The organism is Agromyces lapidis (assembly GCF_009749405.1).
GTDB lineage: Bacteria > Actinomycetota > Actinomycetes > Actinomycetales > Microbacteriaceae > Agromyces > Agromyces lapidis.
In genome coordinates this window covers 254602-268239 of sequence record NZ_WBIQ01000010.1, presented here as the reverse complement: position 1 = coordinate 268239, position 13638 = coordinate 254602, and the positions used below count along the sequence as shown (strand labels likewise).

The 13638-nt window shown below is 71.8% G+C and carries 15 protein-coding genes; 5 read left to right on the top strand and 10 right to left on the bottom strand.

Annotated features, from left to right (window positions below):
* Positions 1 to 103: 103 nt before the first annotated feature.
* The 5 genes from GQQ93_RS17375 to GQQ93_RS17355 are packed head-to-tail and all read right to left on the bottom strand — an operon-like array spanning position 104 to position 4729.
* Positions 104 to 883 (bottom strand): siderophore-interacting protein, encoded by a 780-nt coding sequence (locus tag GQQ93_RS17375; RefSeq protein ID WP_157425487.1) that lies wholly within the window; start codon positions 881 to 883, stop codon positions 104 to 106.
* Positions 880 to 1707: an iron ABC transporter ATP-binding protein gene (locus GQQ93_RS17370; protein WP_157425556.1), complete on the bottom strand. Its 828-nt coding sequence runs from the start codon at positions 1705 to 1707 to the stop codon at positions 880 to 882. Before GQQ93_RS17370 ends, GQQ93_RS17375 begins: the two co-directional genes overlap by 4 nt.
* An 11-nt stretch (positions 1708 to 1718) precedes the next feature.
* The gene (locus tag GQQ93_RS17365) at positions 1719 to 2726 is read right to left on the bottom strand and encodes an iron chelate uptake ABC transporter family permease subunit (RefSeq protein ID WP_246192393.1); all 1008 of its coding nucleotides are present in this window, start codon (positions 2724 to 2726) and stop codon (positions 1719 to 1721) included.
* Entirely contained in the window at positions 2719 to 3729 is a 1011-nt protein-coding gene (locus GQQ93_RS17360) for an ABC transporter permease (RefSeq protein WP_376863881.1), read from the bottom strand. Before GQQ93_RS17360 ends, GQQ93_RS17365 begins: the two co-directional genes overlap by 8 nt.
* 7 nt (positions 3730 to 3736) lie before the next feature.
* Complete coding sequence (locus GQQ93_RS17355; protein WP_157425486.1) at positions 3737 to 4729, bottom strand: siderophore ABC transporter substrate-binding protein; 993 nt, start codon at positions 4727 to 4729, stop codon at positions 3737 to 3739.
* A 143-nt stretch (positions 4730 to 4872) separates the two neighbouring features.
* On the opposite strand from GQQ93_RS17355, the gene GQQ93_RS17350 reads away from it, so the two are divergent.
* Both GQQ93_RS17350 and GQQ93_RS17345 read left to right on the top strand, forming a co-directional pair.
* Positions 4873 to 5748 (top strand): LssY C-terminal domain-containing protein, encoded by an 876-nt coding sequence (locus GQQ93_RS17350; protein WP_157425485.1) that lies wholly within the window; start codon positions 4873 to 4875, stop codon positions 5746 to 5748.
* Complete coding sequence (locus GQQ93_RS17345) at positions 5745 to 6254, top strand: hypothetical protein (RefSeq protein WP_157425484.1); 510 nt, start codon at positions 5745 to 5747, stop codon at positions 6252 to 6254. Before GQQ93_RS17350 ends, GQQ93_RS17345 begins: the two co-directional genes overlap by 4 nt.
* Position 6255: 1 nt before the next feature.
* Here the strand turns inward: GQQ93_RS17345 and trhO are convergent, their stop codons facing one another.
* Positions 6256 to 7149: an oxygen-dependent tRNA uridine(34) hydroxylase TrhO gene (gene trhO / locus GQQ93_RS17340; protein WP_157425483.1), complete on the bottom strand. Its 894-nt coding sequence runs from the start codon at positions 7147 to 7149 to the stop codon at positions 6256 to 6258.
* An 81-nt stretch (positions 7150 to 7230) separates the two neighbouring features.
* Between trhO and GQQ93_RS17335 the strand changes: the two genes are divergently transcribed.
* The gene (locus GQQ93_RS17335) at positions 7231 to 7776 is read left to right on the top strand and encodes a YbhB/YbcL family Raf kinase inhibitor-like protein (protein WP_157425482.1); all 546 of its coding nucleotides are present in this window, start codon (positions 7231 to 7233) and stop codon (positions 7774 to 7776) included.
* 810 nt (positions 7777 to 8586) lie between these two features.
* On the opposite strand, the gene GQQ93_RS17325 is transcribed toward GQQ93_RS17335, so the two are convergent.
* Positions 8587 to 9036 carry an ArsR/SmtB family transcription factor gene (locus tag GQQ93_RS17325; RefSeq protein WP_157425481.1) on the bottom strand — a complete coding sequence of 150 codons (450 nt, stop codon included), beginning with the start codon at positions 9034 to 9036 and terminating at the stop codon, positions 8587 to 8589.
* A 125-nt stretch (positions 9037 to 9161) separates the two neighbouring features.
* Positions 9162 to 9800 (bottom strand): LysE family translocator, encoded by a 639-nt coding sequence (locus GQQ93_RS17320; RefSeq protein ID WP_157425480.1) that lies wholly within the window; start codon positions 9798 to 9800, stop codon positions 9162 to 9164.
* Between the two features lie 47 nt (positions 9801 to 9847).
* Between GQQ93_RS17320 and GQQ93_RS17315 the strand changes: the two genes are divergently transcribed.
* Positions 9848 to 10954, top strand: a complete 1107-nt coding sequence (locus tag GQQ93_RS17315; RefSeq protein ID WP_157425479.1) for an enoyl-CoA hydratase/isomerase family protein — start codon at positions 9848 to 9850, stop codon at positions 10952 to 10954.
* A gap of 13 nt (positions 10955 to 10967) precedes the next feature.
* Here GQQ93_RS17315 and sufU read toward each other — a convergent pair whose 3' ends face one another.
* Complete coding sequence (gene sufU, locus GQQ93_RS17310) at positions 10968 to 11420, bottom strand: Fe-S cluster assembly sulfur transfer protein SufU (protein WP_157425478.1); 453 nt, start codon at positions 11418 to 11420, stop codon at positions 10968 to 10970.
* Positions 11417 to 12766: an aminotransferase class V-fold PLP-dependent enzyme gene (locus GQQ93_RS17305; protein ID WP_157425477.1), complete on the bottom strand. Its 1350-nt coding sequence runs from the start codon at positions 12764 to 12766 to the stop codon at positions 11417 to 11419. The genes sufU and GQQ93_RS17305 overlap by 4 nt, the downstream gene beginning before the upstream one ends.
* 176 nt (positions 12767 to 12942) lie before the next feature.
* On the opposite strand from GQQ93_RS17305, the gene GQQ93_RS17300 reads away from it, so the two are divergent.
* On the top strand, positions 12943 to 13608 hold the full coding sequence (locus GQQ93_RS17300) for a GntR family transcriptional regulator (protein ID WP_157425476.1): 666 nt from the start codon (positions 12943 to 12945) through the stop codon (positions 13606 to 13608).
* Positions 13609 to 13638: the final 30 nt, after the last annotated feature.

Here is a 13638-nt window from a genome sequence, read left to right as displayed (position 1 = left end):
GTCGGCGATCCGACCGCCGAAGCGGGGGTCAGGTCCGATTTCCTCGAGCGCTTCCGGGCCATCGTGCTGCCGCCGGGCCGACTCGGCCCCGCGAGGAACCGGGTCAGTGCGGCGCGTGGTACTCGGCGTCGCCGCGACGCCAGTACCCCTTGACGATCGCGCGCTCGGCGCCGAGCCCCCAGCGCTCGAGGAGTGCCCGGCAGGGCTTCACGACGGCCTGCTCGGCGGCGACGAACGCGAAGACGTCGCCCTCGGGGCGATCGTCGGCGGTGAGTGCGTCGAGCCGCGCGATGAGCGCCGCCGAGGGCGAGCCCGCGCCCCGAGCGAGCCATTCGACCCGCACGCCCTCGGGTGCCTCGAGCCCGTAGTCCGCTGCCGCCCCGTTCGCCTCGATCACGACGAGCCCGCGCGCGTCGCGAGGCATCCGCCCGGCCAGACGGCGCATCGCCGGCAGGGCCGTCTCGTCGCCCGCGAGCCGCCACCCCTCGGGTTCGCCCTCGATGACGAGCGACCCGCGCGGGCCGCCGACCCCCACGGAGGCGCCGATCGCGGCGTCCGCCGCCCAGCGCCCGGCGATGCCCTCGTCGCCGTGCACGAGGAACTCGAGATCGAGAGTGCCCGCCGAGGCATCCCAGGCGAGCGGCGTGTACTCGCGGCTCGGTGCCGCGCGCAGCTCGTCGACGGAGAGCGCGGCGCCGTCGGTGCCTGCGGAGGGGAAGAACACGCGGATGTGGTCGTCGGCGCCGGGCGAGTCGAAGCCGATGAGCGCCTCGCCCTCGAGCCGCACGCGCACGTAGTCGGCGGTGAGGAAGCGGCGCGAGGCGAGCCGTGCGGGGCGGAAGACGAGCTCGTTCGAGCGGCGGGCGAGGGTGAAGGCGGTCATCGGGTCTCACTTCTGGTCGGGTCGGATCTGGTCGGGTCGGATCGGGTCGGGTCGGGTACCGGCTCGGGCCGGTAGTACACCGCGAGGCGCTGCCCCGCGTGTTCGACGACGTCGACCGGGGTGTCGAACACACGCGACAGCACCTCGCCGCGCATGATCTCGTCGGGCGCGCCCGAGGCGACGATCCCGCCGTCGGCGAGGGCGATGATGCGGTCGGCGTAGACCGAGGCGAAGTTCACGTCGTGCACGACGAGCACGATCGTCTTGCCGAGCACGTCGGCCGCGTCGCGCAACTGCTGCATCATGCGTGCGGCGTGCCGCATGTCGAGGTTCGCGAGCGGCTCGTCGAGCAGCACGACCTCGGTGTCCTGCGCGAGCACCATCGCGACGAAGGCGCGCTGGCGCTGCCCGCCCGAGAGCTCGTCGAGGAAGCGGTGCTCGAGGTGCGCGAGATCGAGGAAGGCGATCGCCTCGTCGATCGCCTCGTGATCGGATGCCGCGAGCCGCCCCTGCGAGTGGGGGAAGCGGCCGAACGCGACGAGCTGGCGCACGGTGAGGCGGGCGACGAAGTGGTTCTCCTGCTTGAGGATCGACACGACCTTCGCGAGCTCGCGCGGCTTCGCCGTCGCGACGTCGAGGCCGCCGACCCGCACGGCGCCCGCGTCGGCGCCGAGCAGCCGGCCGATGATCGTGAGCATCGTCGACTTGCCCGCGCCGTTCGGTCCGACGAGCGCGGTGACGCCGCCGCGGGCGATCTCGAGGTCGACCGGCCCGAGGGCGCGCGTGCTGCCGTAGCCCTTGGCGACGCCGTCGAGGGTGATCACGGGGGTGGTGCTCATCTGAGCCCCTTTCGCAGGATGACGATGAGGAAGGCGAGTCCGCCGACGAACTCGATGACGACCGTCACGAGCCCGGCGGTGTAGAACACGTGCTGCAGCACGAAGTAGGCACCCGTGAGCGAGGCGAGCCCGATGAGCACGGCGAGGGGCAGCACCACGCCGTGGCGGTCGGAGCGCACGAACTGGTAGGTCAGCGTCGCCACGAGGAAGCCGAAGAAGGTCATCGGCCCGATCATCGTGGTCGAGATCGCGATGAGCGCGGCGACGACGACGAGGAGGCCGACGACCTCGCGGCGGTACGCGACGCCGAGGTTCACCGCGGTGTCGCGCCCCAGCGCGAGCACGTCGAGCACCCGCCGCCGGCGCCACACGACGACCGCGATCGCCGCGACGACGAGCTCGGCCCACGGCAGCACCTCGGGGTTCGCGTTGCCGATCGAGCCGTGCAGCCGCGAGGCGAGCACGTCGAACTCGCTCGGCGTGAGCAGGCGCTGCAGGAACGTCGACACCGAGCCGAAGCCGACGCCGAGCACGACGCCGACGAGGAGCAGCACGTGGAGGTTCTGGCGCCTCCCCGAGAACAGCCAGCCGTAGAGCAGGGTCGCGAAGAGCATCATCGCGAGGCTCTGCACGAGAATCTTCGCCGGCCCTTCGACCTGCGTCGCGGCCATGCCGAACACGAACACGAGCGCGGTCTGCATGAGCGTGTAGAGCGCATCGAAGCCGAGGATCGACGGGGTCAGGATGCGGTTGCCCGTCGCCGTGTGGAACAGGACGGTCGCCAACGCCTGGCAGACGGCCACGAGCGCGATGGTCGCGACGGCGACCGAGCGGGACTCGACGATGATCCAGAAGCCCGGCTGCCCGTAGGGCACGGGGTTGTCCCACACGAGGATGCCGACGACGAACACGAGCGCCGCCGCGCCCGCGATGATCGCCCCGAGCGGGCGCGGATGCTGCGTGCGGGCCGCCGCACGGGGCATCCGGATCATGACCTCAGCCACGCGGCCTCCGCAGGAGGAGGGCGATGAACACCGCGCTGCCGACGATGCCGAGCACCATCGACACGGGGATCTCGAACGGCATGCGGATCGTGCGGCCGATGAGGTCGCACACGGTGACGAGGGCGACGCCGCCCACGCACACCCACGGCAGGTTGCCGCGAAGATCGTCGCCGCGGATCATCGACACGATATTCGGCACGACGAGCCCGAGGAAGGGCAGGAACCCGACGACGACGGTCGTGACGCCCGTCGCGATCGCGACGAGCGAGGTGCCGACGACGAGCACGGCCTCGTAGCGCACGCCGACGGTCGTGGCGACGTCTCTGCCGAGGCCCGCGACGGTGAGGCGGTCGGCGACGAGGAAGATCAGGAACGTGACGAGGGCGACGGCCCAGAGCACCTCGTAGCGTCCGCGCACGACGCTCGTGAAGCTGCCCATGAACCAGGTGCCGAGCATCTGCAGCGAGTTGGTCGAGGCCGCGAGGTAGGTGGTGAACGCGCTCACGACCGCACCGAGCATGATGCCGATGAGCGGCACCACGAGGGTCGTGCGGATCGCGACGCGGCGGAGGATCGCGAGGAAGGCGAGCGTGCCGATGAAGGCGGCGAGGCTCGCGGCGATCATCTGCGCCTCGAGGCCGGCACCCGGCACGAGCAGCACGGTGAGCAGCAGGCCGAGCGCGGCCCATTCGGTGGTGCCCGCGGTCGTGGCGTCGACGAAGCGGTTCTGCGTGAGCATCTGCATGACCAGGCCGCTGACGGCGATCGCGCAGCCCGCGAGCATCAGGGCGATCGTGCGCGGCACGCGGGTGATGGCGAACATCTCGGCGCCGTCCTCGGCGCCGACGACGTCGTAGACGCCGACGAAGAGCGAGAGCGTGAGGAGGCCGAGCGTGGCGAGGATCGCCAGGGGGAGCGCGGCGCGGCGCGCGCGCCCGAGGCGCGCACCCGGTCGGGTGCGCGCCTCGGGCCTGGTGGCGGATGCCACGGACTGCTGCGGCACGTGAGGACTACGCGGCGTCGGCGAAGGCCTTCGCGAGCTGCTCGTAGAGGGCCGTGTAGGACTGCAGGTCCTCGGTGAGGTAGAAGGCGGGGTCGACGTAGACGACCTGCCCCTTCGCCACCGCGGTGACCTTCGCGAGCGCTTCGGAGCCCTCGATGAGTTCCTTCGCGGGCACGTAGCCCTCGGCGTCGGTCATGGCGCCCTCGCGGTCCATCACGATGATCCAGTCGGGGTTCGCCGCGGCGATCGCCTCGACGCTGATGTCGTCGCCGTGCGAGGTGTCTTCGGCGGCCTGCTCGATCGCGGGGGTGAGGCCCGCGGTCGGGTAGAGCGCGCCGAGGCTGCGGCCGGTCACGGGGGCGATATACGAGATCTCGCCGCCCGACGTCAGCAGGGTCGCGACGGTCGAGGTGCCGTCGTAGGCGTCTGCGGCTGCGGCGGTCGCGTCGTCGAAGGCGGCGATGAGCTCGGCCGCCTCGTCCTCGCGGTCGAAGATCTGGCCGAGGATCTCGATCTCGCGGGTGAGCTCGGCGTTCGGGTCCTCGCCCTCGCGCGGGGCGATCTCGATGACGGCGGCGTCGGGGTTCTGCTTCACGATCTGGTCGTACGACTCGGCGAAGCGGTAGCCGCCGATGATGAGTTCGGGCTGCGCGGCGACGATCGACTCGAGGTTCGGCTCGAAGTGGGCGCCCACGTCGAGCACCGCCTCGTCGCCGGTGTACTCGGGCCAGATGTCGGTGCCCATGATCTGCTTCGGTGCCGCTGCGAGCGGGATGTCCCAGGCTGCGAGCGTCTCGAAGACGTGGTTGTCGAGTGCGACGACCCGCTCGGGGTTCACCGGTACCTCGACCTCGCCGTGGTTGTCGACGATCGTGACGGTGCCGCTCGCGGCGGAGGCCTCGGGTTCGGCCTCGGCGGTGCTCGCGCAGCCGGCGAGTCCGAGGGCGGCGATCGTGAGGAGACCGGCGGTGGCGGTCAGCGCCGAACGGCGTCTGGGCATGGTGGAACACTCGCTTTCCGTGAGGGTGGTCGTGCCGCGACTGCGCGGCGACTTAGGGAACCCTAAGCAAGGTAAGGCTAACCTTAAATTCTCGCGGAAGGCCAACTGAGTGTTCCTCGATCGGCCCCGGGTAGCATTCCGGCATGGGGGACACCTCGGAAGCGCCGCCCGCGGGCCGTCGGCCGCGCCGGTTCTCGGCGAACGCGCTACTCGACGGGTTCTTCTTCATCTACGCGGGCATCGCGGCGGTGTGGCTGGCCTGGCTGATCCTCGAGCAGAGCTTCGACTGGGGCTGGTTCGGGCTGGTGTTCTTCGTCGCGTTCTGGCTCGTGCTCGCCTACCTCGTGCTGCCGCGCCTGCATCGGATCCTCACGACGATCTACGTGCCCGACTACTTCATCGGCCGCGCCCGCACGAGCGACGGGCTGCTCGGCGACCCGGTCAACCTCGCGTTCGACGGCGACGAGGTGCAGTTGCACGCGGCCATGCGCGCGGCCGGTTGGACCCGCGCCGACGACGTGACCGTCGCGAGCAGCTGGCGCATCGTCGCCTCGACCGTCACCGGGAGGAGCTACGACGAAGCGCCGGTCAGCCCGCTCTTCCTCTTCGGACGCCAGCAGGACTTCGCCTACCAGCAGGAGGTCGAGGGCAACCCGGCCAAGCGCCACCACGTGCGATTCTGGCGCACCCCCGACGGCTGGCTGCTGCCCGGCGGGCGCCGGGTCGGCTGGCTCGCTGCCGGCACCTTCGATCGGGCCGTCGGCTTCTCGCTCTTCACCCTGCAGATCACCCACAAGATCGACGCCGACATCGACGTCGAACGCGATCACATCGTCGCGACCGTGCTCGGCGCGAACCCGCAGGCGACCGTCGACGTGCTCGACGACTTCTCGACCGGCTACCACTCGCGCAACGGCGGCGGCGACTCGATCAGCACCGACGGCGGGCTGCCCGTGCTCGACGTGAGCGAGGTCCCCCTCGCGGCGATCGATGAGGCCCGCCCGGGAGGCGCCTCATGAGCGGCAAGCGGCCCGCCTACGAGTCGCCGGGCGATCTCGCCCGACCGCCCGACCGGCCGCCGGCCTCGATGCGTCGCCCTGCGGCGACCGCCTTCGGTGCCGTGCTCGTCGTGCTGCGGGTGGTCGCGGGCGTGGTCTGGTTGATCGCGCTCGCCGTGCAGTGGCGCCAGGTGCTCGAGGGCGACTTCGGCGTCGTGCTCGAGGGCGACGTCGACGCGCAGACCCTGTCGGACACGGGTCTCGTCGTCATCCTCGCGGGCGGCGGCGTCGTGCTCGCGGTCGAGCTCGTCTTCGCCGTGCTCGTCTACCGCGGCAGCAACTGGGCGCGCATCACGGTGATGCTCTTCGCGACGATCAGCATCACCTGGTCGGCCGTCGACTACTTCGGCGGCGACGCCGAGATCACGCTGCGCACGACGCTCGTCACCCTCGCCCTCGACATCCTCGTGCTGCTCGCGCTCTCGAGCCGCAACGCGCGGGCGTACGCCCGCCGCGGGCGCGGCTGAGTCACGCGGCGGCGTGCGCTGGGCAGGCGGCGGAGTCGCACGACGCGCACAGCACGAACTCGGCGTCGCACGAGGTATCCGTGCAGTTGGCGGTGCGATTCGTCGCGCCGCCGCAGCGCGCGCACTCGCCGATGACGGCGGCGTGGTCGGAGAAGTCGATCGAGCCGCGCCCGTCGAAGACGTAGAGCGATCCCTGCCAGAGCCCGTCGTCGCCGAAGCGCTCGCCGTACCGCACGATGCCGCCGTCGAGCTGGTACACCTCGCCGAAGCCGCGGCCGACCATGAGGCTCGAGAGCACCTCGCAGCGGATGCCGCCGGTGCAGTACGTCACCACCGGGCGCCCCTTGAGGTCGTCGTACTTCCCGGAGTCGAGTTCGGCGACGAAGTCGCGCGTCGTCTCGACGTCGGGCACGACGGCGCCGGCGAACCGTCCGATCGCCGCCTCGAGCGCGTTGCGTCCGTCGAAGAAGGCGACCTCGTCGCCGCGCTCGGCGACGAGCTCGTGCAACGCCTCGGGAGTGAGCTTCGTGCCGCCGCCGACGACGCCCTCGCCGTCGACCGCGAGCTCCTCGGGCGCCCCGAACGAGACGATCTCGTCGCGCACCTTGACGCTGAGCTTCGGGAAGTCGAGGCTCGCGCCCGACTCGTCGAGGCCGGTGCCCTCGCTCCATTTGAAGTCGATGTGCTTGAACGCGGGGTAGTCGCGCGTCGCACGTACGTAGCGCTTGAGGGCGCGGAGCTCGCCGCCGAGGGTGCCGTTCAGGCCGTCCTTCGAGATGAGGATGCGCCCCCGAAGGCCGAGCGATCCGGCGAGGTCGCGCTGCCAGAGCCGCACCGCGTCGGGGTCGGCGAGCGGGGTGAAGGCGTAGTAGAGGAGGATCTTGGCGATCGGCACCACGAGAGTCTACGAGTGGATGCTCCGCGCTCGCCGTGTGCGCCCGGCCTAGGCTGGTGGCATCCGTCGAGAGGAACGCCGATGTTCGATCACGACCCGTACGCCGCCCTCCAGACGTTGAAGCCGATGGCCGGGTTCACGCTCGTGAGCGCCGACTTCGACGACGGCGCCGAGCTGCCGCCGCCGCTCTGCGCCGCCGGGCCGGGCGCGGGCGATCGCTCGCCGCAGCTGTCGTGGTCGGGGTTCCCGCCCGGCACGCAGAGCTTCGCGCTGACGTGCTTCGACCCCGATGCGCCGACCGGCTCCGGCTGGTGGCACTGGGCCGTCGCGAACTTGCCGGCCACGGTCACGAGCCTCGAGCCCGACGCCGGCGAACCGGGTGCCCTGAAGCTGCCGGCGGGCGCACTCGTGCTGCCCAACGAAGACGGCGAGCGGCGCTACGCGGGCTCGGCGCCGCCGCCCGGCACCGGCGTGCACCGCTACATGTTCGTCGTGCACGCGCTCGACGTTCCGCGGCTGTCGATCGACCCCGAGGCGACGCCCGCGAATCTCGCGATCCAGTGCTTCTTCCACGGCGTCGGCCGCGCGGTGCTCACAGGCACGGCGGTGAATCCGGCCGACGCGTAGTCGACGCCTCGTTCTCGTTCTCGTGCGCATGTCGCGCACGCCAGCGCCGCTTGCGCATTCCGCGCATGCCCGTGTATCTCGCACAGGCCGCGTGCCGCGCACGCCGTGTGGGCCCGCGCATGTCGCGCATGTCGCGCATGTCCCGCACTTGGTGGCCCGACGCGGAGAGTATTGCGCATTCGAGCCATGCCAGTTCCGCCTCATCGGAGGCCCCGGAGTCCCCGGAGGCCACGGAGGCCACGGAGGCCGCGGAGGCCGCGGAGGCCACGGAGGCCACGGAGGCCAGGGAGGCCAGGGAGGCCAGGGAGGCCAGGGAGGCCAGGGAGGCCAGGGAGGCCACGGAGGCCACGGAGGCCACGGAGGCCAGGGAGGCCAGGGAGGCCAGGGAGGCCAGGGAGGCCAGGGAGGCGCCGCGGAGGTCACGGAGGGCACGGAGGTCACGGAGGTCACAAGCCACGGAGGCGCCGCGGAGGTCACGGAGGTCACAAGCCACGGAGGCGCCGCGGAGGTCACGGAGGTCACGGAGGCGCCGCCCGTGTGGCTGAGCCGTCCCGCCATCGTGAGGGAAGGAGGCCTGTCATTTGATGAGGCGGAACTGGCGTAGTTGGAACTGAGGCGGTGATCGCATGCCGAAGTTCGGCTGCGCTGAGACGGTGATCGCATGCCGAAATTCAGGTGGCACTGCCGTAGCTGCGCGGAGGCGGCTCGGCAGAGCCGACATGTAGGCGGAGCTGCACAGCCGAGATTGAGGCGGAACTGGCATAGCCGAGACGCGAAACACCCAGCGGGCTGGGTCGACGCTCGGCGGCATCACGTCTGGTCGTCGAGCCAGCTCCCTGGTTCGAAGCCGCGTCGTCCCTTGCGCCCGGCGCGATGTCGTCGAGCGGCACCCGGCGTCGGTGCGGGGGGCGCGGCGCCCGACGCTCGAGGAGCGCGCGAGGGGCGGGCGGGAGGTATCGGTGGGCGATCGGTGCCGAACCCGTAGCGGTGGTCCCAGAGATCGAACAGCTCGGCCACGGCCGAATCGAGCTCCTGCATGAACTCCTCCTCGAGTAGGTAGAGGCGCTCGGTGTACGCCGGGAGCACTCGCACGACCCCGTGATCGCGCAGGATGCGGAGATGATGCGACACCGCCGAGCGCGACACCTGGAACTCCATCGAGATGATGTCGTTCAGCAGCCCGACGGGATGCGAGCCGACGGCGAGCACCTCGACGATGCGGCGACGCACGGGTTCGGCGAGGATCTCGAAAGGATGCATCGCCGCAGGCTACGTCGCATGCGACGCTCGGCCGCGAATGAAGGAGCCCCGAATGGGCGGGAGTGAGCGGGCGCTCTCGTGGGGAGGACAGGACGGAAGGGGGCGCGAGGCCCGACAGGCCCGACTCAGTGCTTGTTGCCGCTGAGGGCGAGCACCCCGCCCAGACCGATCATCATGACGCCGCCCGTGGCCGAGAGGTGCTCGATGCGTCGCGGCGATCGGGCGAACCAGTTGCGGGCCGCGCTCGCGGCGAGTGCCCACACCGAGTCGCAGACGAGGGCGAGCACGATGAAGACGATGCCGAGCTCGAAGAGCTGCAGGGGGATCGCCCCGGCCTCGAACGACACGAACTGGGGCAGCACCGCGACGAAGAAGGCGATCGTCTTCGGGTTCGTGACCCCGACGACGAAGCCCTCGCCGAGCTGACGCCAGTGCGAGCGAGGGGCAACCTCGCCGTCGGCCGCGCGCGCGGCGTCCTTGCGGTGCCGGATCGCCTGGACGCCGAGGTACACGAGGTACGCGGCACCGGCGAACTTGATGATCGTGAACAGCACGACCGACTGCGCGACGATCGCGCCGACGCCGAGCGCGACCGCGATGACGAGCGGCACCATGCCGATCGCGTTGCCGACGACGCTGAGGATGCCGCCGAGGCGGCCGAGCGCGAGCGAGCGGCCGATGACGAAGAGCACGCTCGGGCCGGGGATGACGATGAGCACGACCGAGGCGAGCACGAATGCCCAGAGGTTCTCGAGGGGGACCATCTCGGAATCGTAGTCCCGTTCCCGATCGGGGCGATACGGTGGCTCACGTGAGCGAGCACATCTCCGCGAGCGTCGCCGACGGGGTCGGCCACGTCACGCTCGACCGACCGCAGGCGCTGAACGCCCTCTCCTACGAGATGATCCGCGCCCTCGCCGAGGTGTTCGAGGCCTGGCGGCACGACTCGGAGGTCGCGCTCGTCGTGCTCGACGGCGCCGGCGAACGGGGTTTCTGCGCCGGCGGCGACGTGCGCGAACTCCACCGCTACGCGGTGAACGACGACCACGCCGAGGCCCGCGAGTTCTTCCGGGCCGAGTACCGGCTCGATGCGGCGATCGCCCGCTACCCGAAGCCGGTCGTCGCGATCATGGACGGCATCACGATGGGCGGCGGCATCGGCCTCGCCGGGCACGCCTCGGTGCGCATCGTCACCGAGCGCTCGCGCATCGCGATGCCCGAGACCCGCATCGGCTTCACGCCCGACGTCGGCGGCTCGTGGCTGCTCGCGAACGCGCCGGGCGAGCTCGGCGTGCACCTCGCCCTCAACTCGCGCACGATGGACGCGGCCGACGCCCTGCATGCCGGCTTCGCCGACGCGTTCGTGCCCTCCGAGCGCATCCCGCACGTGCTGCAGGCGCTCGCCGAGCGCGCCGACCCCGGCACCCCCGCCGAGATCGTCATGCTCTTCGACGAGACGCCGGGCCCGTCGGCGCTCGCGCTCGCGCGCGACTGGGTCGACGCCTGCTACTCGGCGCCCACGGTCGCCGAGATCGTCTCGCGGCTGCGCGCCTTCGCCGAGGGGCGTCAGGATGCCTCGTCGAGCGCGTTCCCGACGCATCCCCTCGACCCGGGGGCGACGGCGTACGCCGCCGCGGCCGCCGACGAACTCGAGGCGCTCTCGCCGACTGCGCTCGCCGTGACGCTCGAGTCGGTGCGGCGGGCGCGGACCCTGCCGAACCTCGAGGCCGCGCTCGAGCAGGAGTTCCGGGCGGTGACCTGGTTCATCGAGCAGCACGATCTCCGCGAGGGCATCCGCGCCCAGGTGATCGACAAGGACCGCTCGCCCCGCTGGAACCCGCCCGAGCTCGCCGACGTGCCGCCCGGCCTCGCCGCCCGTGTGCTCGACGAGGCGCGCTTCGGCCCGGTCTTCGACTAGCCCGAGTCGCCCGCTACTCGGCGGCGGGTGCCGCCTTCGCGAGCGCCGCCTCGAGCGCGACCCACGAGAGCATCGCGCACTTCACGCGCATGACGTACTTCGAGACGCCGTGGAAGGCGATCGCGTCGCCGAGCAGCTCCTCGTCGGGTTCGCCGGCGCCCTGCGAGCGCAGCATCGTGCGGAACCCCTCGATGAGGCCCCGCACCTCCTCGACCGGCCGACCCGACGCGAGCTCGGCGAGGGTCGAGGCCGAGGCCATCGAGATGCTGCAGCCGTCGCCCTGCCACGCGAGTGCGGCGAGGCGCGTGCCGTCGTCGTCGAGCTTCACCCGCACGGTGATCTCGTCGCCGCAGGTCGGGTTGAACTCGTGGTGCTCGGCGTCGGCCCCGTCGAGCGGGCCGTCGCCGTTGCGTCGCTTCGCCTGGTCGAGGATGATCTGCTGGTACAACCCCTCGAGCCCGCTCACGCGATCACCGCCGCGGCCTCGTCGGCGCCCGAGACGCCGAAGAAGCTCCGCACCTCGCCGAGGGTCGCGACGAAGCGATCCATCTCGTCGGCCGTCGTGTAGACGTGCGCGCTCGCCCGGGTCGTCGCGGTGATGCCGAGGGCGCGGTGCAGCGGCTGCGCGCAGTGGTGGCCGACCCGCACGATGACGCCGGCGTCGTCGAGGAACTGCCCGACGTCGTGCGCATGCACCCCGTCGACGGCGACCGAGACGAGGCCGGCGCGCGGCGAGCCGGGAGGCGGGCCGATGAGACGCACGCCCGGCACCTCCGCGAGTTGCACGGCGACGCGTTCGGCGAGCGAGCGCTCGTGGGCGGCGACGGCGGCCATGCCGATCGACTCGAGGTAGCGCACCGCCTCGGCGAGGGCGACGACCTGCGATACGGGCTGCGTGCCGGCTTCGAAGCGGTGCGGTGCCGGCAGGAACTCGGCCGAGTCGATCGTCACCCGCGTGATCGTTGATCCGCCGGTGCGGGCCGGGGGCAGCGCGTCGAGCAGTTCGGCGCGGCCGTAGAGCACGCCGATGCCGTTCGGGCCGAGCATCTTGTGCCCCGAGAATGCCGCGAAGTCGACGCCGAGCGCGCCGAGGTCGCTCGGCAGGTGCGGCACCGACTGGCAGGCGTCGAGCACGACGAGCGCGCGGGGCGAGCGTTCGCGCACGGCCGCGACGACCTCGGCGACGGGCGCGAGGTGGCCGGTCACGTTCGACACCTCGGCGATGGCGACGACGCGCGTGCGCTCCGAGAGCTCGGCGGTGAGCGCGTCGATCGACCAGATCCCCCGTTCGTCGACGCGCACGGCGCGCAGCCGCGCACCCGTGCGTGCGGCGAGGCGCTGCCAGGGAATGAGGTTCGCGTGGTGCTCGGCCTCGGTCACGAGGATCTCGTCGCCCGACTCGAGGGCGAATCGGGATGCCTCGGGCCCGCCGAGTCCGGCCGAGGCGTCGGCCATGCCGAGCGCGACGATGTTGAGCGCGTCGGTGGCGTTCTCGGCCCAGACGATCTCGCGTTCGCCCGCACCGACGAATCGGGCGACGGTGGCGCGGGCGTCCTCGAAGAGGGTCGTGGAGACGCCGACGGCGGCGCTCGCGCCGCGGTGCACGGGGGCGAGGTGCTGCTCGAGGTAGTCGCGTTCGGCGTCGAGCACGCGCGCGGGGCGCTGGGCGGTCGCGGCCGAGTCGAGGTAGGCGACCGGCGTGCCGCCGTCGGGCCGGGCGCCGTAGGCGGCGCCGTCGGCGAAGGCGGGGAAGTCGCTGCGGAGGTCGGTGACCGTGCGCTGCCCGATGGTGTCGAGATCGCTGGTGCTCATCCCTTCCATCGTCCCACGTCGAACCAGGGGAGCGGCCGGTCACGGCAGATGCTCAGCCGCGGTGGCGCGCGGGAACTGCAGAGAGGGTGAACGTGAAATGTATACATCAAGGCGTTCGTGGGCGCGCAATTGCGTGTTGGTGAACTGGAGTGTATACATAAAGGCGGGGAGGGTGCATGCGAGCGAGTGAACGTGCGTACCGCGCACTGCGCGAGGAGATCCTCGACGGCGCCCTCGAGCCGGGTGCCGCGCTCGCCGAGGTCGAGCAGGCGAACCGGCTCGGCGTCTCCCGCACTCCGGTGCGCGAGGCCCTCGCCCGGCTCGAGGCCGACGGCCTCGCCACCGCCGCCTCCGCGCGCGTGCTGCAGGTCTCGGCGCTCGACGCGGCGAGCATCCGCTCGCTCTACGAGCTGCGCGAGGCGCTCGAGGGCCAGGCGTCCCGCCTCGCAGCCACCAGGCGCGAGCCCGAGCGCTTCACCGCGCTCCGCGAGCGGATCGCCGACGCCCCCGCACTGCTCGACGCCGGCGAGGAGGGCCTCCGCGCCTACTACGACGCCGTCGACGCGCTCGACGACGAGATCGAGTCGGCCGCCGCGAACCCGATGCTCGGTGCGGCGCTCCGCAGCGTCCGGCTGCACTCGGCCCGCGTCCGCCGGCTCGCGCGCCACCATCCCGAGCGGCTCCGCGCCGCGGCATCCGAGCACCTGCTCATCGTCGATGCGATCGTCGCCGGCGACGCCGCCCTCGCCGCCCATGCCACCCACGTGCACCTGCACCTGAGCCTCCGCCACGCGCTCGCCTCGATCGAGGCTCGTCACCCCGACGGCCACCGCGTAGCCTGACCGATGGAACACTTCAGAAAGGTCCGCCCC